At 52.5% G+C, this 20,449-nt stretch carries 18 protein-coding genes and 1 pseudogene; all 19 read right to left on the reverse strand.

The features are described 5' to 3' along the window. Positions 1-58: 58 nt before the first annotated feature. Positions 59-523 (reverse strand): hypothetical protein, encoded by a 465-nt coding sequence (locus tag L6D77_RS04775; protein ID WP_236169987.1) that lies wholly within the window; start codon positions 521-523, stop codon positions 59-61. A gap of 20 nt (positions 524-543) precedes the next feature. After that, positions 544-1,143, reverse strand: a pseudogene (locus tag L6D77_RS04780) (ABC transporter ATP-binding protein); the annotation flags it as partial. 101 nt (positions 1,144-1,244) lie between these two features. After that, positions 1,245-2,699, reverse strand: a complete 1,455-nt coding sequence (locus L6D77_RS04785) for an ABC transporter permease (protein ID WP_236169989.1) — start codon at positions 2,697-2,699, stop codon at positions 1,245-1,247. Positions 2,700-2,750: 51 nt separating this feature from the next. Further along, complete coding sequence (gene rfbC / locus L6D77_RS04790) at positions 2,751-3,296, reverse strand: dTDP-4-dehydrorhamnose 3,5-epimerase (protein WP_236169990.1); 546 nt, start codon at positions 3,294-3,296, stop codon at positions 2,751-2,753. Then, positions 3,293-4,180 carry a glucose-1-phosphate thymidylyltransferase RfbA gene (rfbA, locus tag L6D77_RS04795; RefSeq protein WP_236169991.1) on the reverse strand — a complete coding sequence of 296 codons (888 nt, stop codon included), beginning with the start codon at positions 4,178-4,180 and terminating at the stop codon, positions 3,293-3,295. Before rfbA ends, rfbC begins: the two co-directional genes overlap by 4 nt. Next, complete coding sequence (rfbD, locus tag L6D77_RS04800; RefSeq protein ID WP_236169992.1) at positions 4,180-5,079, reverse strand: dTDP-4-dehydrorhamnose reductase; 900 nt, start codon at positions 5,077-5,079, stop codon at positions 4,180-4,182. The genes rfbA and rfbD overlap by 1 nt, the downstream gene beginning before the upstream one ends. Next, positions 5,076-6,146, reverse strand: coding sequence for a dTDP-glucose 4,6-dehydratase (gene rfbB, locus L6D77_RS04805; protein ID WP_236169993.1), 1,071 nt, complete (start codon positions 6,144-6,146; stop codon positions 5,076-5,078). Before rfbB ends, rfbD begins: the two co-directional genes overlap by 4 nt. A gap of 4 nt (positions 6,147-6,150) precedes the next feature. Further along, complete coding sequence (locus L6D77_RS04810) at positions 6,151-7,149, reverse strand: glycosyltransferase family 2 protein (RefSeq protein ID WP_309295649.1); 999 nt, start codon at positions 7,147-7,149, stop codon at positions 6,151-6,153. 434 nt (positions 7,150-7,583) lie between these two features. Continuing rightward, positions 7,584-8,690, reverse strand: a complete 1,107-nt coding sequence (locus L6D77_RS04815) for a glycosyltransferase family 4 protein (RefSeq protein ID WP_236169994.1) — start codon at positions 8,688-8,690, stop codon at positions 7,584-7,586. After that, positions 8,687-9,445: a glycosyltransferase gene (locus L6D77_RS04820; RefSeq protein ID WP_236169995.1), complete on the reverse strand. Its 759-nt coding sequence runs from the start codon at positions 9,443-9,445 to the stop codon at positions 8,687-8,689. The genes L6D77_RS04815 and L6D77_RS04820 overlap by 4 nt, the downstream gene beginning before the upstream one ends. A gap of 1 nt (position 9,446) precedes the next feature. Beyond that, positions 9,447-10,406 (reverse strand): GDP-L-fucose synthase, encoded by a 960-nt coding sequence (gene fcl / locus L6D77_RS04825; RefSeq protein WP_236169996.1) that lies wholly within the window; start codon positions 10,404-10,406, stop codon positions 9,447-9,449. Positions 10,407-10,413: 7 nt separating this feature from the next. Then, the gene (gene gmd / locus L6D77_RS04830) at positions 10,414-11,496 is read right to left on the reverse strand and encodes a GDP-mannose 4,6-dehydratase (protein WP_236169997.1); all 1,083 of its coding nucleotides are present in this window, start codon (positions 11,494-11,496) and stop codon (positions 10,414-10,416) included. A gap of 13 nt (positions 11,497-11,509) precedes the next feature. Then, positions 11,510-12,430 carry a glycosyltransferase family 2 protein gene (locus L6D77_RS04835; protein ID WP_236169998.1) on the reverse strand — a complete coding sequence of 307 codons (921 nt, stop codon included), beginning with the start codon at positions 12,428-12,430 and terminating at the stop codon, positions 11,510-11,512. A gap of 1 nt (position 12,431) precedes the next feature. Next, positions 12,432-13,811: an ABC transporter ATP-binding protein gene (locus L6D77_RS04840; protein ID WP_236169999.1), complete on the reverse strand. Its 1,380-nt coding sequence runs from the start codon at positions 13,809-13,811 to the stop codon at positions 12,432-12,434. Beyond that, a complete protein-coding gene (locus L6D77_RS04845) occupies positions 13,801-14,553 on the reverse strand; it encodes an ABC transporter permease (RefSeq protein WP_275094575.1) in 753 nt (250 codons plus the stop codon). Before L6D77_RS04845 ends, L6D77_RS04840 begins: the two co-directional genes overlap by 11 nt. A 73-nt stretch (positions 14,554-14,626) precedes the next feature. Next, positions 14,627-15,772, reverse strand: a complete 1,146-nt coding sequence (locus L6D77_RS04850) for a glycosyltransferase (RefSeq protein ID WP_236170001.1) — start codon at positions 15,770-15,772, stop codon at positions 14,627-14,629. Between the two features lie 25 nt (positions 15,773-15,797). Beyond that, entirely contained in the window at positions 15,798-16,691 is an 894-nt protein-coding gene (locus L6D77_RS04855) for an NAD-dependent epimerase/dehydratase family protein (RefSeq protein WP_236170002.1), read from the reverse strand. After that, a complete protein-coding gene (locus L6D77_RS04860) occupies positions 16,688-19,126 on the reverse strand; it encodes a glycosyltransferase (RefSeq protein WP_236170003.1) in 2,439 nt (812 codons plus the stop codon). Before L6D77_RS04860 ends, L6D77_RS04855 begins: the two co-directional genes overlap by 4 nt. 1 nt (position 19,127) lies before the next feature. Beyond that, a complete protein-coding gene (locus tag L6D77_RS04865) occupies positions 19,128-20,066 on the reverse strand; it encodes a glycosyltransferase family 2 protein (RefSeq protein ID WP_236170026.1) in 939 nt (312 codons plus the stop codon). Positions 20,067-20,449: the final 383 nt, after the last annotated feature.

Here is a 20,449-nt window from a genome sequence, read left to right on the forward strand (position 1 = left end):
TCCGCTGAACTATTTGCACGAAAACCTCACCAACGCCTGGCAGCCCCAGGCGTGAACCTTATTCAACGATTACGTTTTTCTTGACCTGGCACAGCAAGACGCCATGGGGGTCCAACAGACGGATGGCGATGCCATAACTGCCTTTCTCTAATGTCGACAGGTCGGCCATAAGCTTGAACCCGGCATTCAGGTGCGCATCACTGCTCATTGCCCGAGCCACGTCTGGCCGCGCCATACGCTCAGCGCCCTCGAACGGATAAGTCTTGCCTGCGCCGGACTTGAGTTCCAAAACCACCTTGTCGCTGGCCTCACTCTTCGTGTTGCCTGCCATCCAGCCCTGGAACCGTACTGGCCCCTGCTTGACCCGTAGCACCACGCCCTCCGTGCCATTGGCACTGTCGAGCGCGCAGTAGATCACCGGGGTAACCAGGCCAGTACTCGCCGGACGCTCCTGATCGCCACAACCACTGACGAGCAGTGCCGCAACAAGGGGTACCAACGCCGAATGAAACGTGCGGATCATCTGAATCATTTCCTTGATAATTACTGCGACTTGATCAATTCGTCATAAATGGCCAGGACACTTTCAACCGACTCGCCCGCGATCAACTCTCCGCCGTGAAGAATGACGCAGCGGTCGCACAGGCTGGCCACCTGGCCACGGGAGTGGGAGACCAGCACGACCGTCTGGCCGGCCGCAATCTTCAGCATCATGGTTTTCTCGGCTTTGTCTCGAAAGTGCGCATCGCCCACACTCAACACTTCGTCCACCAGCAGTACATCCGGGCTGATGATGGTGCTGATGGCAAAGCCCAGCCGCGACGACATGCCGGTCGAGTACTTCCTCACCGGCTCGTAAAAATAGTCACCCAGCTCGGAGTATTCTTTGATGGCCTCCAATTGGGCGACCACCTGCTGTTTGGTGTAACCCAACAGCATGCCGCCGAAGATGGCGTTGTCACGCCCCGACAAGTTCACATCGAAACCGGCTTGCAACGCCAACAGCGACACACTGGCGCCATGGTTCTCGACCCGGCCGCTGTCGGGTTTCAATGCACCGGACATCACCTTGAGCAGCGTGGATTTACCGGCGCCATTGACGCCGAGGATGCCGAGGGTCTCCCCGGCATAGACCTCCAGGCTGATGTCCTTGAGCGGCTCGAAGTAACGCCCCCCGGGTACGCCAGCGGAGCGTTTGAAACGCACGCCGATGTTCGCGAGGGACAAGTATTTTTTGGGCATCATCAGACCATGCCCCGCTTGACGAACTCGCTGCGCTGAGTGCGATAGATCACATAGGCCAGCACCGCCGCACCCAAGGTACACAGACCGACGTAGCCCATGGCGGCAAAGTCGGGGGCGCGGCCTTCCATGATGATGTCACGGTAGGCGCCGATCACCAGGGTCATCGGATTGAGCCGAATCACCGCCGCCACGCCGGGGGACAGTGCGCTGGCGTTGTAGATCACCCCTGACAGGAACATCAGCATCAACAAGCCTGTGCTCACCAGGTTCGCCAGGTCACGCAAGAAAGCCACGGCAGCCGCCACCAGCATGCCCAATGCGGCGGTCAGCATGAATTGGGCCAACACCACCACAGGCAGGTACATCAGGTGCCAGCTCAAAGTCTTGCTGTCGGTTGCGGCGCCCAGCAACAGCAGGATCATCAACGGCGGCAGTTGCTTGAGGGTGCTCTGGACAATGCTGACCAAGGGGAAGAATGCTGGCGGCATACTGCAGTTGAGCATCAGGCTCTGGCCACTGACGATGCTGCCGCTGCTGGTGGAAATGGCCTTGGTGAACCACATCCACGGCACCAGCCCGCACAACAGGAACAAGCCGTAGTTCTCGACCCCTGCGTTCAACAAAGTACCGAACAGGTAGTAGTAGATCATCAAGTGCAGCAATGGCTCCATCACCACCCAGGCATGGTTCAGGCGCATGCCGGAAGATTCCGACTTCAGGTTCAACCAGGACTTGACGAATACCAGCTGCAGGAAGTGCCACGGGGCTTTCTGACGGTTCACCAAGTTGGGCGACTGCAACGGCTCAGGCCCGTCCTGCAACAACTCGGCGCCATATTGGCCGGCAAGACGGTAGCGTTTGGACAATACAAAATTGCCCATGCTTCGGTAGACATCGGCCAGGCGCGACAGGTACTCGCGGCTCTCTGGCTTCAAGACGATCGCCTGCTTCCAGCACTGTTCGGCGTCTGCCCAATCCTTGCGTCGATTGGCAAGGTCAGCCCCCTGGATCAGCGGCTCGGTACGCTCCGGCGCATGTGCGCGCGCCTGCCGATTGAAGGTGCTCGCCAACTCCAGGTTGCCCAGGCGCAGCGCCACTTCGGCGGACTTGTAGAGCAGGTGCCAATGGTTGCCGAGCTGTTCCCGACCAGTGGTGAGGAACTGCTCTTCCAGCGCCTCGTCGCCGGACAGGAAGGCCCATTCCGCGCTGGTAATCCAGGTTACCGCGTGGTTGGCGAACTGTGCACGGGCGTGTTGCAGCAAGCTGTCGGCGCCCTGGAAATCGTCCTGGCGAATCAGGCTGATCGCCCCTTGCAGCCAAGGTGTAGGGTGATCGTTGAATTGCGTACGCAGCATCTGCCACAAGGTTGCGGCCTCGGCCCAACGCCTGTGACGCATCGGCTCCATGGCCAACTCGAATGCGTCCGCCGGCGCCAGTGTTGCGGTATGAGACATAGAAAGCCAACCCGTCCGTCTTTGTTTACGCTGCAGTACTGCCACAGTGGATCAATCGAACAGCTCTGCCTCAGCCAGGCGCTTGCCGACACTGTCCTTGGCGGACAGTTGCGGCGCGTCATCGAGTGGCCACGAGATACCGATCTGCGGATCATTCCAGGCGATGCACCGCTCATGGGCTGGCGCGTAGAAGTCTGTGGTCTTGTAGAGGAATTCGGCCGTTTCGCTGAGCACCACGAAACCGTGGGCAAAACCCTCGGGTACCCACAGCTGGCACTTGTTTTCGGCCGACAGGTGCGCACCCACCCACTGACCGAAGGTCGGTGAGCTGCGCCGGATGTCGACCGCAACATCGAACACCTCGCCCTGGACCACCCGCACCAGCTTGCCCTGGGGTTGGCGCACCTGATAATGCAAGCCGCGCAGCACGCCTTTCAGTGAGCGGGAGTGGTTGTCCTGGACGAAATTGACCGTACGCCCCACCACTTCGTCGAAGATCTTCTGGTTGAAGCTCTCGAAGAAGAAGCCGCGCTCGTCACCGAATACGCGAGGTTCGAACAGCACCACCTCGGGGATGGCCAGGGGAATCGCTTTCATCCGTAGATCTTCTCCTGCAGCAGGCGCTTGAGGTACTGGCCGTAGCCGTTTTTGAGCATCGGCACGGCGAGGTTTTCCAGCTGCTCCGGGCTGATCCAGCCCTGGCGGAAAGCGACCTCTTCCGGGCAGGCAACCTTCAGCCCCTGACGGTGCTCGATGGTAGCGATGTAGTGGCTGGCTTCGAGCAGCGAATCGTGGGTGCCGGTATCGAGCCAGGCGTACCCTCGGCCCATGATCTCCACCGACAGGCCACCCTGCTCAAGGTAGATCCGGTTGATATCGGTGATTTCCAGCTCACCCCGGGCGGATGGCTTGATGCTCTTGGCAATCTCCACGACCTGCTGGTCGTAGAAGTACAAACCGGTGACGGCATAATTGGATTTGGGCTGCAGAGGCTTTTCTTCCAGGCTTACCGCTTTGCCCTGCTGATCGAACTCGACCACGCCATAACGCTCGGGATCATTCACGTGGTAGGCGAACACCGTGGCCCCTTGCTCGCGCTGACTGGCGCTATCGAGCAGTTCGCTGAAGTGGTGCCCGTAATAGATGTTGTCGCCCAGCACCAGTGCCGAGAGGTCGTTGCCGATGAATTGCTCACCGATCAGGAACGCCTGGGCAAGCCCGTCTGGCGAGGCCTGGACCGCATAGGAAATGTTTACTCCCCAACGCTGGCCGTCACCGAGCAGTTGCTCGAAGCGTGGGGTGTCCTGGGGGGTGGAAATGATCAGGATGTCGCGGATCCCCGCCAGCATCAGCGTGGTCAGCGGATAATAGATCATGGGTTTGTCGTACACCGGCAGCAATTGCTTGGAGATCGACAGGGTGGCGGGATGCAGTCGGGTTCCCGATCCACCGGCCAGGATGATGCCTTTACGTTTGCTCATCATTGTTTCTCGATAATTTCCGTCAGCATCCGTGCTACCCCGTGTTGCCAGGCGGGGAGTTGCAACTTGAAGGCAGCCTGCAGTTTCTGTGTATTCAGGCGTGAATTGCCTGGGCGCTTGGCTGGCGTTGGGTAGGCGTCGGTGGACAAGGCGCTGATCGCCTCGGGCCGCACCTGCAACTCGACACCAGCCGCCTGGGCTTGCGCGAGGACGAAGCGGGCATATTCACACCAGGTGGTTTCCCCTGCCGCGGCCAAGTGATAGAGGCCACCCAAGGCAGGTTGCGCGCGGCAGGCCACGATGGCATGGGCGGTCACGTCCGCGATCAGCTCGGCACCGGTCGGAGCGCCATACTGGTCATCGATCACGCCAAGGCTGTCACGCTCGCGGGCCAACCTGAGCATGGTCTTGGCGAAGTTGTTGCCGCGCGCGGCATACACCCAGCTCGTACGGAAAATCAGATGCTGGCAAGCGGCTGCCTGGATCGCCCGCTCACCCGCCAGCTTGCTGGCGCCATACTGATTCAGCGGTGCAACAGCATCGCCCTCGTGCCAAGCGTCATGGCCATGTCCGGGAAACACGTAGTCGGTGGAGTAATGCACCAGCAAGGCACCCTGACGCGCCGCCGCTTCAGCCAGCACCGCCACTGCCTGGGCATTGACCTGGTGGGCCAGCTGTGGCTCGGACTCGGCCTTGTCCACGGCGGTATAGGCCGCCGCATTGACTATCACATCCGGCGCGTAGCGCCTCAGCGTGTCGGCCAGCCCCTCGAGGTTGGCCAGATCACCGCAGTAGTCGCTACTGCGCGCATCCAATGCCAACAATTCGCCCAGCGGCGCGAGGCTGCGTTGCAGCTCCCAACCAACCTGGCCGTTTTTGCCCAGCAGGAGAATCTTCATTCGCTGCGCCCGGCATAGTTTTTCGCGACCCACTCGCGGTAGTTACCCGACTGTACGCTTTCGACCCAGGCTTGGTTTTCCAGGTACCACTGAACAGTCTTGCGAATTCCGGTTTCGAAGGTCTCGGCAGGCTTCCAACCCAGCTCACGCTCAAGCTTGCGGGCATCAATCGCGTAACGGCGATCATGCCCTGGACGGTCGGCCACGTAAGCGATCTGCTCGCTGTAGCCCTTGCCGTCTTGCCGTGGACGCAGCTCGTCCAGCAGCGCGCAGACCCGGTTGACGATCTCCAGGTTAGGCTTTTCGTTCCAGCCCCCGACGTTGTAGACCTCGCCCACCACGCCTGCCTCGAGTACCCGGCGAATAGCGCTACAGTGGTCTTTCACGTACAACCAGTCGCGAATCTGCTGACCATCGCCATATACCGGCAGCGCCTTGCCTGCCAGGGCATTGACGATCATCAGCGGGATGAGCTTCTCCGGGAAATGGTACGGGCCATAGTTGTTCGAGCAGTTGGTGGTCAACACCGGCAGCCCGTAGGTGTGGTGGTAGGCACGCACCAGATGATCGCTGGCCGCCTTACTCGCCGAGTAGGGGCTGTTGGGCTCGTACTGGTGGTTCTCGGTGAACGCCGGGGCATCACTGGCAAGGGAACCATACACTTCGTCGGTGGAAACATGCAGGAAGCGGAACTTTGCTTTCTGCTCGCCGTCCATACCATTCCAATAGGAACGCACCGCCTCAAGCAGGCGGAATGTACCAACTATGTTGGTCTGGATGAAATCTTCCGGGCCATGGATGGAACGATCGACGTGGGATTCGGCGGCAAAATTGATGATGGCACGGGGTTGGTGCGCGGTCAGCAGCTGCAGCAGCAGTTGGCTATCGGCAATATCGCCATGCACGAAGACATGCTGGGCATTACCTTCCAGGCTGGCAAGGTTTTCCAGGTTGCCTGCATAGGTCAGCTTGTCCAGATTGATGACGGTTTCACCCGACTGAGCCACCCAGTCGAGCACGAAGTTGGCGCCGATGAAACCGGCGCCACCAGTTACCAGAATAGTCATGAGATCAAATCTTTTTCAGTAATGTCGCGAGGAACAAACCAAGGTTGCCGAGAAGTGTCTGCCGATGCAGGCCAGCCCTGAACACGTTCGCCAATCGCGCAGGCAGGCGCTGCTCGCGCGCTGCCTTGAACAGCGCGAGGGTTTTGCGGTGATCGTTGCTCAAACGGTGATTCATGGTTTCCAGGGCACGGATGTTCTGCGCATTCCACTGGTAGAAGCGCCCCTGGAAAACCATGACCAAGCGGCGAATGCGGGCGGGCCAGTCGGAGTTGGCGCCAATCACGTTGTACTCGTGCTGACGGTAGAACACCCGTGGCTGGGGGTCGTAATGGACAATCCCACCTGCCCCGGTGATGAGCTGGTAGCACCACCAGTCATGGGAAGGCACTTCCAGATTCGACCCTGCTTCGAGGATCATTGACCGGGCGGCCTTGTTGAACACCATGGTGTTGCCACCGCCGATGCTTTGCACCAGGGCATTTTTGAAATGGGGTGGCAGCGAGAAGTTTGGCGAGAGCCCACGGTGAATACCACCCTCGCAGATGAGCTGAGTGCGACCGCAATACATGGCCGGCACCTCGGAAGGAATGCCCTGCAACCACTCCACAGCGACCTGCAGCTTCTCCGGGCTCCAGATATCGTCCTGATCCGACCAGGCGAAATAGTCGGCATTGATATCGGCGCGGCAGGTAAGGCTGAGGAAATTACGTACAAAACCAGCCCGCGGCCCATCGAAGACCTTGACGCGGTGCGCGCCCCATAGTTCGGCGTAGGACTGCAAAACGGTCGGCGTCCGGTCTTCGGAGCCGTCATCGGAAACGTGCAACGACCAGTTGCGATAGGTCTGCTGCTCGAAGGAGTCGAGCTGCTGGCGCAAAAACGAGGCACCGTTGTAGGTGCACATCAGGATGGCAACATGGGCGACTCCCGGGAGACTGAGCTCGCGAGAAAACGCCATGGTATCTGCCGTATCGAGGCCAGGAGGCTGAATAAGCACCGCCACGTTTCTTCATCCCTGAAATGACACTCGCCCACGCGAGCTGTCGTAAACGCACCTAAAAGTGCCATCAAAAAGCCATTGCAAAATCGCGAAAAATCCTACCACGCTCTCAGAAAAATCTAAAGACATAGTGAAGAAACCCTACAATTCATGAAGATCCTGTTAGGCGATGAGTAGGAAATGCCCTACTTCTGGTGCGGATAGGCGCTTCGACACAGCGCCAGTCGCGTTAGGGATGGCAGCTACCCGCACTCACATAGATTCGTACATGCGGAGCTACCGTATGCGAACCCGCCTCGGGTCGGCGGAGCGAAGCGATCCGCAGGGCAAGCATACGCATCTCTTGGTTTAGGCTTTGTAGGAAAAATCGCCAAACGGCGATCAAGCAGGGCAAAGATAGGCGAGCGTGCGGAATGCTGGCCCCTGAGGCCACAACCTCAACCCATTAGCCTGCCATATAGCGCCACGTATTTTTTTACCATTTCATCCGCGGTAAATAATGCTTGATAGCGCTCTCTGGCGCGCTCGCCCATCCTCTCACTTTCTATAGGGTTCTTCATCAACTGATGCATTGCAGTCGCCAACTCAACAGGGGAGCCAGGGGAAATTGCAAGGCCTGTTTCATCGTGCCTATTAATATAAGTAGTGCCCGTACCTATTTCACAGGAAATCATTGGCTTGCCATACATTGCCGCCTCAAGCAAGGATATTCCAAACGCCTCCGAACGCAAATGTGAAGGGAATACAAGCGCATGGCAGAGATGAAGAAGTGCCACTTTGTCATGATCCGGAAGCGCGCCTAGAAAGTGAACATTCTGCAATTTTTTTCGCATCGCCAGCTGACGTAGCCGATCACCTTCTGGCCCATCCCCTACAATAAGAACCGGATAAGGAACCTGCAAGCATGCCTCTAACAGGGTATCTAACCCTTTATAATACCGAAGCACACCAACAAACAGGAAGAAAGGGCCCGGAAACTTAGCCTTCCACGAGCTAAGAATCGACTCCTTCACCACCGGGTAGGTGTTAACATCAAGACCTATCGGAATGATTTCGGTCTTACCAGCAAACCTTTTTAGCACTGGACTGCTGCGTAAATAGTTTGGCGATGTCGCAACGATACTATCTACGCAACTTAGAAATTGATTCATAAGCGGCGCATACAGACGCATAGCAAATTTCTGTTTTACCACATCAGAGTGATAAGTTACGACACTCTTTGCCTTAACCCCTCCCAGCAAATGAGCCACATCCATGAAGGGCCAGGGGTAATGGTAGTGAACAACATCCACTTCTCGCGAAAGCTGACTCAACTTAGAAATAGCAGACAAAGAAAAGGGGGTCGACAACAGCTCGAAATTTTTCTTAAGCGCTACCACGTTGTGCCCCGCAACACTTCGCACCCCCGGCTTGCCATCAGTGACAGTCAGTACAGAACTTTCAACACCATATGAGTGCGCACCCTCGCATATCTGGAATATAACCTGCTCAATCCCCCCAAAAGTATCGGGGTAATAGGTCTTAAAGAAGTGAAGTACCTTCATAGCATCTTATCAAATCTATTTTTTAGTGACTTGAACCAAACGGCATAAGGCTGGTATAGCCACCATTTCAAGGGAATCTTTCCATGATGCTTACCTACAACCGCCATCGCCTCACTATAATGCCTGGCCCTTTGAGTGTTTGTTTTTGTATCGGAATGTTCTCGATTGACAGCTACAAATTCTTCTACATAGGAAGGGTCACCAGCAAATCTGAACAGACGCCACCAGAGATCATAGTCCATCGCCATGTGCAAGCTATCATCAACTCCATTGATGGCCTCCCATGCGCTTCGACGGATAAGTGTTGCAGGCTGCGAAACGATACAGCGCATGGCCAGCCGGCGCTCAGTAAATCGTTGTGTCCAGACAGCGGAGCGACTCCCATCCTCCTTAAGGTTCAAGGCCTTGCCGTATACAAATGGCGCCTTGGCAGAGCTCTCAAGAGCACGAACAAGCATGTCCAAGCCACCCGGCAAGTAAAGATCATCACTATTCAGCCAACAAACATACGGGGCGGAGCCCCTGCGGATAGATTCGTTTATCGCCGCCGCCTGCCCCTGGTCAGCATGACTACGCCACCCAGCCAGGCGATGCGCCCAAGACTTAATAATTTCAACCGAACCATCAGTAGAGCCGGCATCAGCCACGAAAACTTCTACCTCGACCTCGCTATTGAATATTGATGACAAGGCCGAGTCCAAGAACTTCCCTTGATTGAACGAGGGAACAGCAATCGTCACTAATGGTTCGCTCAATTTATACTCTCGTGCTTTGTAGAAAGTCGGAGTAAGCCAGCTTCAGACCGTCTTCCAACGATACGCGAGGACGCCACCCCATGGCCTTTAACCGATTAATGTCCATCAATTTCTGAGGCGTTCCATCTGGCTTACTTGGGTCCGTTTCAATATCACCCCCAAAGCCAACAACACCAGCTACCAACCTTGCCAATTCCAAGATACTGAGATCAGCCCCATAGCCCACGTTAATATGCGAAAGCGTCGGAAGCGTAATCTTCTGATATAACTCCAAATTCAAATCCATCACATGCACTGCGGCTTTGGCCATATCATCCACATAGAGAAACTCTCTTCTGGGCGTCCCGCTTCCCCAAATACTGACGCGAGGTGCATTCGCAAGCTTTGCTTCATGAAAACGCCGTATCAACGCAGGAATGACATGACTATTCTCGCCGTGGTAATTGTCACCTGGGCCATAAAGGTTGGTTGGCATGACACTGCGGAAATCTGTACCGTATTGACGATTGTATGACTCACACAATTTAATACCCGCGATCTTGGCAATCGCGTAGGGCTCATTGGTAGACTCAAGAACCCCTGTGAGTAACGCGTCTTCAGACATCGGCTGAGGTGCGAGCCGTGGATAGATGCAGCTGGAACCTAGAAAAAGCAGACGCTTGACGCCGTACTTCCAAGCCGAATTGATTATATTTGCCTCAATCATGAGGTTTTCATAAATGAAGCTTGCCGGATAAGTATTGTTGGCATGAATACCACCAACTTTCGCAGCTGCCAGATACACATAATCTGGTCTCTGCTCTGCGAAAAAATTATCTACTTGCAATTGGCTGCAGAGATCTAACTCCTGCCGAGTGCGAGTTACGATATTTTCATGACCATGACTACGGAGCTCACGCAGAATGGCAGAGCCCACCATTCCGCGATCCCCGGCCACATATATTTTTTCAATGTGCGCCATGACGTTGTTACTCGTGATAATTAAACGCGCTGTAACCATGACGCTTAACAAGCTCGTCACGCTCGGCTGCCTTCAGATCCTCTCGAACCATTTCGGAGACCAATTCCTGGAAGGTGGTCTTAGGCGTCCAACCGAGTTTATTTTTCGCTTTCGACGCATCACCCAAGAGCGTTTCGACTTCCGCAGGACGGAAATAACGTGGATCAACAGCGACGATGCAATTTCCCTTGTCATCGAAGCCTTTTTCGTCAACGCCTACGCCTTTCCAGCTAATAGCGAGGCCAAGCTCTTTAGCGGCAGCATCGACAAAGTCACGCACGCTGTATTGAACACCAGTCGCAATAACAAAGTCCTCTGGCTTCTCCTGCTGAAGCATAAGCCATTGCATTTCCACATAGTCACGCGCATGACCCCAGTCGCGCTTCGCATCCATGTTCCCCAGATACAGGCAGTCTTGTAAACCCAGTTTGATTCGCGCAAGCGCACGTGTAATCTTACGGGTTACAAATGTTTCACCACGAATAGGCGATTCATGGTTGAACAGAATGCCGTTGCAAGCATACATGCCATACGATTCACGATAGTTTACGGTGATCCAATACGCATAGAGCTTAGCCACAGCATAGGGGCTACGCGGGTAGAATGGAGTTGTCTCTCGCTGCGGAATTTCCTGGACTAGACCGTACAGCTCCGACGTGGACGCCTGATAAAACCGGGTCTTCTTTTCAAGGCCCAGGATACGAATTGCTTCAAGAATACGTAGAGAACCCAACGCGTCGGAGTTCGCAGTGTACTCGGGCTCCTCAAAACTGACTGCAACGTGGGACTGGGCCGCGAGATTGTAGATCTCGTCAGGCTGCACCTGTTGAATGATTCGAATCAAACTAGTCGAGTCGGTCAAGTCACCGTGGTGAAGTATAAAGTTGCGATTTTCGACATGAGGATCCTGGTAGAGGTGATCAATACGGTCAGTATTAAACAGCGAGGTCCGCCGCTTGACACCATGAACCTCATAACCCTTCCCAAGCAGAAATTCGGCCAGATAGGCGCCATCTTGACCTGTAACACCAGTAATTAGGGCAACTTTCATGATTATCTCCACCTTATTTACGCAGAATCTTCAGAGTCGCTGAGAGCCTGCTATCCGCTCGAACGTGCTTTATTAAAAAAATCAAATGCCTGATAGGCATGAGTATCTTGGCTATTCGACTCGGCGCGTATTTCCGTCTAAGAACCCGCATCTCATCAACGCCATTCTTAATGTATTCACTACTCGTTTTTTGCTCTTCGTGGACACGAAACCCGCCAAGGAAATGAGGCGCATGAAAAAAATGCGCTCCGCAAGTCATGAATTTCAGCAGCAGGTCCCAATCCAGTGCAAATGCTAAACCAGCATCCAATCGCCCACCGACTCGCGTCCACAACTCACGACGCCAGAACAGTGTCTCCTGGGGAATGTAGTCAACATGGCGCAACAACTCACCATCATGGCCTGGCAGTACCCAGCGACCAACTATATTGCTCTCTGCGTCTATCAGCACGCGATTACCATAAATGGCGTCAACTTCAGGATATTCTTGAAAGATCTGAGCGACGTAAGCCAGGGTCCCTGGTAGTAAAACATCATCAGAATTTAAAAACGCCATGATCTCGCCGCGACTACGGGAAAACCCACGATTTATAGCATCGGCCTGCCCCTGATCGCTTTCCACATAGAATCTGAAACAACTGGACAACTCAGCCGTCAATACATCAAGCGTACCATCTGTAGACTCATTATCTTGAACAATATATTCAAGATTAGAATACCCTTGAGACAATACACTGCGAATGGTTTCACCGATGAAACCACCCTGATTGTATGACGGGGTAACGATTGATATCAGCGGTAGCGAATCAGGGACTTTCGCCTGCAACACTTGATCAACCAACTGGTAGTGTACATTGCCTTGTTGCAAAACGCCGAGCTTTATACCTAACAGCGTCCGAACCCGAGCACCTAGCGACCTATTGCCTGCCATCATCTCAGCTTTCCGTACAGATTCTAGCAGTGGAGTCGACTCCAGCAATACCATAGAAAGGTTGTGCCTGGTATCCCATATGTCCCAGCGGAATAATAGAGAAACTGCTACCACCGGTTACAACACAATGACGCGAAGATGTTGATTCAATTTCTGCCATTGTAACGCTTTCGATATTGCGATGCAGCGCTCTGGGCCACGTTGCGAACCCTATGTCCAGTACATATTCTCCGGCTGCAAATGCCAGGGGAACATCAAACGAGGCACGTATGATATCCCCTTTTCGCAAACGAGTAGGCACGGGAGCCGCGCACTGACCTGAGTTTTTGCCGTGGATTACCACGCCGCGATCTGTACGGAGTACAAAACCAACAACCGGTGTTTCAAGAGGCTCATGCACGAAAAATTCTGCATAGATTCTAAGTTTCTCGAACTGCCGGAAAACTTGACGTGCCTCGTCAAACTCATCGGTCGTGATTAACTTAGTACATGTCACCATCCCGTCACCCGTTTGCTCGCGAGAGGACATGTCCACGCCCGCGTGCTCAGGCCATAGGAAACGGGCACCAGAAGGCGCTTCGCTCGGGTCTTCCAGATGCTCTGCCTTCTGATTCAAACGCTGTGCATCCTCGCTCAGCATCTTCTTTGCGCTTATATGCCCCAACGCATAATAGCGATTTATCGCCTCTGCAGCATCACCCTGATAGATGACACTTCCATGATCAAGCAGCAACACTTCATCACAATAATGCATCACATCATCCATGCTGTGCGTGACCAAAATCACCGTACATCCACGTTGACGCAATCTCTCCAAACGCTCATAGCACTTGAGCCTGAAAAATATGTCGCCTACCGCCAATGCCTCGTCGACAATCAAAACGTCTGGATCAATGCAGGCCTGCACTGCAAATGCAAGGCGTACAAACATACCGCTAGAGTACGTTTTAACGGGAGAATCGATAAACTCCCCAATATCAGCAAATGATTCAATTTCAGGGAAAATCTTATCGAAGTCTTTTCCAGAAACCCCGAGAATCTGCGCATTTAGCCTGGCATTTTCACGGCCTGTGAATTCAGGATTGAAACCCGCACCCAACTCTAAAAGCGCCGCGACACGACCATACACGGTGACATCGCCAGTCGTAGGCTTAAGTATCCCACTGATGATTTGTAACAGAGTAGACTTTCCGCTACCGTTCTGACCAATAATACCGAAAAAGCTACCGCGACGAATTTTCAGAGACAGGGACTTCAGCGCTGTGAACGTTTGCTGCTTCCGCTGGCGCCCTAACAATAGCCCTTTGACACGGTGCAAAGGACTTTTGTACAGATCGTACAGCTTAGAGACATTTTCGACACTGATAGTGTAATCAGAGCACATCGGCAAACCCTGAGCGCATTCTGTGGAAGACAACGTAGCCAACTGCCGCAGTAACAGCCGCCACGATCGCATAACTCCCTAAGGCCAACCAATCGATACTATCATGAGAGAAGATCAACGTACGCACCGTCTCCACAGGAATCGTCAAAGGGTTAATATTTAGTAGCCAGCGGAAAGCCTGAGGCACCATCTCTGCAGGGTAGCATATTGGTGCCGTAAAGAGCATTATCGTCGCCAGACTGGTCGTCAACTGCGGTAGATCCCGAAAAAACACCCCCACCGCAGAGAGCAGCCACCCTAATCCAACGGTGAGAATAAACAACAGCACCAGCGGAATTGGCAACAACAATGCTTGTAGTGGCACGGCGCCAGAATAGTAAAGAACACCAACTAATAGAATACCAATCCCGAAAATTACCCCTACAGCAGTACTTGCAGCCCCTACCAGAGGTAGAATCTCCAGAGGAAAAATGACCCGCTTCACATATGAGGTGTTACTCACAATTAATGACGGCGCGCGCACTAACGTATCTGCAAGTAAGCCATGCAGGAGAATGCCGCAAAATAAAAGCAACCCAAACGGGACATCGCGTCCATCTGGCGTTTGAATGCCCCAGCGAGCGCGCAGCACAACCTGAAAGACAAACCCGTACAATAAAAGCTGAAGCAAGGGTTGGCCAACTATCCATAAGCTGCCAAGCACGGAATTTTTGTAACGCATAGAGATATCGCGGCGCGTCATCTCAAAGATGAGCCCGCGATTTCTTACGATTGAGCGAATACCACTGAATAGCCCTGTACCCACGCGCTACCTCTCAAGACCCGGAGGTGTTCATGACGGAACGAACGACACCCATGAAGGAGTCGGCGAATTCTTGCTGACAGCGTCTGTAGTCAAGCTCTTTACGCACCGGCGGCACCTTTGCATATTTCTCGATGAGCGCAGCTAAGGCCATCGAGTCAGTAGCATCAAAAAACTCAATATTCTCATTAGCCTGCTCTACATTGGCAGGTATGCGAGAGGCGATAACGTACTGAGAAACCGACTTTGCGTCCTCAACTACTGTCGACCACCCTTCGAACAACGACGGCTGAACAATGCTTGCTGCGCACTTGAAGATCACCATTTGATCTTCGCGGGGGATAAACCCTAGAAAACGGACATTGGATGCCAAACCCAGTCGCTCAACTTTTTGTCGAAGTTTAGCTGTGTGCTCCGGCGCACGGTGATCATGCTCCTTCCCTGAGAAAGCTACCACAACATCAACGCCGCGATCCTTTAGTAACTTCACTGCATCAATGACGGTTTCATGATTCTTATGAATCCAGAACTGATTCGGGCAATAGAAAAAATGCTCCGGCAGATCATATCGACCCAAGACACTCGAAGAATCCAAAGATGGAGAAAGCGGTTCGAATGTTGCAAAGTGCACTACATGCTTTTGAACGCGTGCTTCTGGATAGAATTCTTCAAAATCGAACTGCGCTGCGTGACTACTGAAAACGAGATGTCGAAAACCATTAAAATAGGAGCGATGTTGTACTTCTCTAGCTTTTAGCTCGTCCTCGCTAAAGAAACTTGGCAACCGCTTATCCTGAAAGTCTGGAATCCAACAGGCGGTCTGCTGATGCTTGCTATCAATCGGATAGGGATAGATCAAATCAAAATGCAGCTTTCTTTTCCATAAACGCGGCACCAACCAAGAAAGCACCTTTATCCTTCGAGAAATTCCACCATCAACCCCCTCAATCAATTCAGGCCTAATCCAGTTAAGGCGTGAATAGCCCGTTTCTTTTTTAATGAAATCAAATGACGCCTGCGAATGACAAATAATCCATACGTCAGGCTGTTCATCACTACCTATTAGATTCAAAGAGCTAACGAGATTTTTAATGTAATACGTACCACCGATCCAACTCTCGTCATAATTGAAAGGAATGCCAATGACCGGACGCTTCAACACATAACCTCCAACAACCATCGATTCAGAGCGACTTCAGCCAAATAGCAACATGTTCCAGGCCGGCGTTAAGATCAACCTGGGGGACAAAACCAAGACTCTTAAGGTACGAGACATCAGCTTGCCAACGAGTAGGATCTCCCGCGCGTTCAGCACCAGAAAATACAACGTCCTTATGCACTCCAAGGGCACTCAACAAGGTAGTAGCGGCATTTTTGATTGTGGTCGACGTGCCGCTGGCAACGTTCACCGCACGCCCATCAAACTCTCCACGAGAAAGCAGCACATGCAAGGCCTGAGCGATATCAGCCACATAGATGAAATCCCGTGTTTCTTCGCCCGTACCAAACAGCTCGACCCGAGGGCACTCTATAGATTTTTTGTAAATATCCCAAAAAATCTGTTTTCTTAGATTAGCACCGTAAGCCGAGAATACCCGCAAGGATATGGTTTGCACGGAAAACAGCCGAGAATATTCAAGACAAATTTCCTCAGCGCTCCTTTTGTGCCAACCATAAGGGGATAAAGGCTCAAGCTTATCGCACTCTCTAATCGGCAAACTACTAGATGGATTGCCATAGACCGCCGCGCTTGAAAAGTGAACGAATTTTGTACGAGGCGAAACGATACGAATCGCATCAAGCATTTGCGCAATGCGCACTGTATTTAACGTATAGTCATGCAACGGACTTACGAATGATTCGGGCACACTAGCGGCGCCGGTGCAGTTAATACAAACATCGCACTGTGCAATTCTGAACAACCCTTCAAAGTCCGGACTGCACGGATCAACACTAAAGTAATCACCATCCCCCACTAACGCAAGGTCAGCACCAACAACCTGATGGCCCAAGCCTGATAAAAAGTCAGCGATATGTCGACCAATAAACCCGTGAATTCCAAGAACTAAAACTTTCATGCCTCAGCCTTTTTCTTCTGGACTATGTATGTATACGGGCGGCCCGCTATCTGCCGCTCATCAAAGCTAGCCACCGTTTGCTCAGAGTGAGGGAAATAATTTATTGGACTATCAGCAAATTTGTATTCTTTTACCAGCGCCAGGCCTGCCTTATCAATGAAGTCACAGTACTCCTCTCGACGATACGCATTCTCCCCTCCGGTGTACCGGTGGAACGGATGGTTTGCCAAAAAGAATTCCATATCGGCATCATCAAATACCACATGCTCTCGAACAAAAAACGCAGTCGCATCATCCTGCATGAGAGTGCCAATTTTTTTCAATGCAATCACAGGGTCTCTAAAGTGATGAACGACCTGACGACAGTAGACGATATCGTACAACTCCGTCGCGCTCAGTAATTCGATCGGCAACGGCTCAATTTTAACGCGATCAACTACTGTCACATCGATTTGGGCCGCTGCAAGTTCCAGCAGTTTTCTAGCGGCACCAACCCCTACAATCTCATCGGTGGAGGGTTCGGCAAGAGTTACATGGTAGCCAGACAACGCGAATGCAATCGCCATTACCCCCCCCGCCCCACCGACATCCAAAACAGATCTCGCGTGCGGTGAATGCTGCCTAAACTCATTGAGCGTTTGAGTGAACTCTTCTGTTGCCATATAGCGACGAAGTGAACCCATAAGATCGGTGTGGAGATAGGATTCAATGAGCGTTTTCTCTAGACTGGGGTCGCCCTGAGCCGCTTGAATAATTTCCTCCCAGGCCCAACGGTCTCGTGGAACGAAACTAACAAACCGCGCCGGGGATCCTGCATAAACACAGAACGGAGCAACATCACGAGTCACCATAGAGCGGGCCCCAACAACGGACCCTTTGCCGATGCGAACGCCTTTGAGGATGACAGACTCAAAACCAACCCAAACATTGTCCTCAATGTAAATCGGCGCCGAGGCTACTTGCGACCAATCCTTGTAAGCCCCCATCCGGCCCGCATCAACACCGACCTTCCAGTCATAGGCGTCATTGGCTCTAATGTCTGGATCGAGCGAATGCGCGTTCGAGTCCATAACTGTGCAATCCCATGACAGCATCACATTGCTACCAATGTGGATACCTCGTTCTTGAGCGCAAATAAACTTACAACCGCTACCAATGGAACTACGCTCACCAATTGTGACAGACCCTATACCACGCTCAAAAACAAAGGTTCCGCCAACATGGCTATAGTCACCCACTTTGACATACGGCCTGTTTTCCACACTAACCCGAACATCGATGTAAATCGGTTCAACTCGAACCCCTGCACCAGCACTGAGGAATCGATACCCGCTAGCATCTATCCCCAAATGCCGCGCTGGATTTAACAAAAACTGTTTCAGCGACTGCAACCGCCCAACAATTCTGTGCACTACAGCTTTCTTGATCCGAGCAATGAGACGCCGAGCACCGGCGCGACTATATTTCATTCGAATTCGCTGCGTATCAAGCGCTCTACCGATTACAGAAGGATCCTTACTGCGAACAGCTTTAGCAAACAACTGACTGGACCAATCCCCGTGCTTTTCACCGAACTCAAGGTCTTCTGGATCCATGTCCTGATGAAGACGCTCGATAAATTCTTGCTGGTAGGGTGTAGCAACATGTGCCGAAAAGAAATTTGCTGGCAATATATAACCTGCGACGATAGGCGCCAGTTTTTCGTACTGATTGAAACGCTTAAACAGCTCAAGACACAACTTGCGCACAACCAAAAAATCAAACGCCTTTTGATCGTTAGTCTTTGTGGTAGATGTTGCACGCTGATAATAAGCATAAGTTATACCCGCATCTACGTAGACACGCGCGGCCGTCAGCATCAAGTGTATCGCGAATGGGTGATCTTCGTAGAAAACACCGTGGGCAAAAGTGATGTCATGCTTTATCAAATGACTACGCCGGGCAATAAGACGCCAGGGCGGAGTATTCCAGCACGAAATAGCAGCGAAATCACCAGCATTTTCTGTTGGGCACAGAACCTTGCCCGCCAAATGTTGGGGCACCAAGCTCGAAGGCACCGCAGGCTGATGGTCAAATACATATTCAAAGTTAGTAACCAAAACATCGGGATCGATTTGTGACAACAATCGGCTCAAGCGAGGCAAAACGCTTTGAAGCAACCAGTCATCACTATCTACAAACCAGACATAATCGCCACGCGCCAAGGCGAGGCCGTTAGAACGTGCTGCACCTTGCCCGGAGTTTTCCTGATAGATTGTTTTTATCCGACCGTCCAACCGGAGATATTCTTCGATAATCTCTTGCGTACCATCCGTAGAGCCATCGTTTACAACAATAATTTCGTACTGGTCATAGGGCTGCTGCAGTATCGAATCAAGACATTTCTTCAGACTAGCCTGAGAATTATATGCTGGAATAATGAATGAGATTGACATATTAATAATTCTCACTCCGAAGGCGGAAAAGACGCTGAATTTTACGCAACACCCGCACTGTTAATGAGTTACCCAACCGACTTACTCGCACGCCGCCGGCCTCCTCAATTGTAGCGCCAGAATACAGTCCAGTCGCGACGGCCTGTGCAAGCATTAAATTGTCAGAATTTCTACCCAGTACGTCTGCTACCTGAGAGTCATCAGTCCAACGCCTAACAGCCTTGAAAAGTGTTTCCGCATCATCAAGTGAGAGACCAGGGAAATTCGAAGCTATCACCGCGTAGGTTTCAGCCATTATAAGTTCGTCATTTACCGACGAAGTACCACACAGACTGAAATGAACCAGCGGCTTGTCAATACGGGCGCAAGTACAGCCCATTCGAATAGACCGGTGCACCCAATCTGCATCAGCACAAATCTTGTAATTCAGGTCGTATTTGCCAACGCTCAAGTATGCGCCGGAAGTCACAAACATACTGTTGTGACAAAATGGGATTCCACTGACCAGTGCACCCACGCCGTAATGCTCATCCACGCGAAGTGTAGCAACTCCCTCAGGGGACTCTAACAATGCACCGCCAGCAACGATATCGGTTTTAGAAACCATCCAAGCATCATGAACTGCTTGTAATGCGCCTATAGCCAGTCGGTCATCCGAACCGATTACACAGATGAGGTCGCCAGTGGCGTTTGCCACGCCCTTATTAATGGCATCATAGATCCCTTGATCCGGCTCACATATAATCTTCAAGTCCAGACCACAAAACGACCTAGCAATCTCAACTGTATTATCGCTAGACAAACCGTCTACAATCAAGACTTCTAAATTTGACCAAAATTGGCTGCGCAGCGACTCTAGTGTCAACAACAAGGTTTTCGCCGAGTTGAACGTTGGCACAACCACACTAAACCGCGTAGAGTTATTATTAACGACTGGCATCGACACGACCATATTCCTCGCAAACAACTGGTTGATAACCAGACGCAACAATAAAAGCGAAAAACGCTCCCTCCGCCCTGCTAAATGGACTCTCTATATGGAGCACATGATAATCGCAGCGATCTATTTTGCTCACATCCCCCTCGTAACGCTTTCGCGTGATCGTACTACTACGCTTGGGCTGCAGCATCTTAGATGGTTTGTGACTGCCGGGAATGTTCACGGCGTGTGCTTCCTTCCGCCCTGCCGCCTCCAGAAAAGGCCTCTCGGCCGCATTCGTGCAATCTGAATATCTTAAGCAAGCAGCAAGCATCCGTCCCCTCAGAGATGTCAGTGAGCACTCACTGTTCGCCTCACAAAATATGGTTACAGGAATCACCATT

This window comes from Pseudomonas parasichuanensis (assembly GCF_021601385.1).
Classification (GTDB): Bacteria; Pseudomonadota; Gammaproteobacteria; order Pseudomonadales; family Pseudomonadaceae; genus Aquipseudomonas; species Aquipseudomonas parasichuanensis.

What these genes read in the sequence shown, in the direction of transcription:
- L6D77_RS04775 (WP_236169987.1), bottom strand. Translation starts at nt 523, where the DNA reads ATGATCCGCACGTTTCATTCGGCGTTGGTACCCCTTGTTGCGGCACTG.
- L6D77_RS04785 (WP_236169989.1), bottom strand. Translation starts at nt 2,699, where the DNA reads ATGTCTCATACCGCAACACTGGCGCCGGCGGACGCATTCGAGTTGGCC.
- rfbC (WP_236169990.1), bottom strand. Translation starts at nt 3,296, where the DNA reads ATGAAAGCGATTCCCCTGGCCATCCCCGAGGTGGTGCTGTTCGAACCT.
- rfbA (WP_236169991.1), bottom strand. Translation starts at nt 4,180, where the DNA reads ATGAGCAAACGTAAAGGCATCATCCTGGCCGGTGGATCGGGAACCCGA.
- rfbD (WP_236169992.1), bottom strand. Translation starts at nt 5,079, where the DNA reads ATGAAGATTCTCCTGCTGGGCAAAAACGGCCAGGTTGGTTGGGAGCTG.
- rfbB (WP_236169993.1), bottom strand. Translation starts at nt 6,146, where the DNA reads ATGACTATTCTGGTAACTGGTGGCGCCGGTTTCATCGGCGCCAACTTC.
- L6D77_RS04815 (WP_236169994.1), bottom strand. Translation starts at nt 8,690, where the DNA reads ATGAAGGTACTTCACTTCTTTAAGACCTATTACCCCGATACTTTTGGG.
- fcl (WP_236169996.1), bottom strand. Translation starts at nt 10,406, where the DNA reads ATGGCGCACATTGAAAAAATATATGTGGCCGGGGATCGCGGAATGGTG.
- gmd (WP_236169997.1), bottom strand. Translation starts at nt 11,496, where the DNA reads ATGAAAGTTGCCCTAATTACTGGTGTTACAGGTCAAGATGGCGCCTAT.
- L6D77_RS04835 (WP_236169998.1), bottom strand. Translation starts at nt 12,430, where the DNA reads ATGATGGCAGGCAATAGGTCGCTAGGTGCTCGGGTTCGGACGCTGTTA.
- L6D77_RS04840 (WP_236169999.1), bottom strand. Translation starts at nt 13,811, where the DNA reads ATGTGCTCTGATTACACTATCAGTGTCGAAAATGTCTCTAAGCTGTAC.
- L6D77_RS04845 (WP_275094575.1), bottom strand. Translation starts at nt 14,553, where the DNA reads ATGACGCGCCGCGATATCTCTATGCGTTACAAAAATTCCGTGCTTGGC.
- L6D77_RS04855 (WP_236170002.1), bottom strand. Translation starts at nt 16,691, where the DNA reads ATGAAAGTTTTAGTTCTTGGAATTCACGGGTTTATTGGTCGACATATC.
- L6D77_RS04860 (WP_236170003.1), bottom strand. Translation starts at nt 19,126, where the DNA reads ATGTCAATCTCATTCATTATTCCAGCATATAATTCTCAGGCTAGTCTG.
- L6D77_RS04865 (WP_236170026.1), bottom strand. Translation starts at nt 20,066, where the DNA reads ATGCCAGTCGTTAATAATAACTCTACGCGGTTTAGTGTGGTTGTGCCA.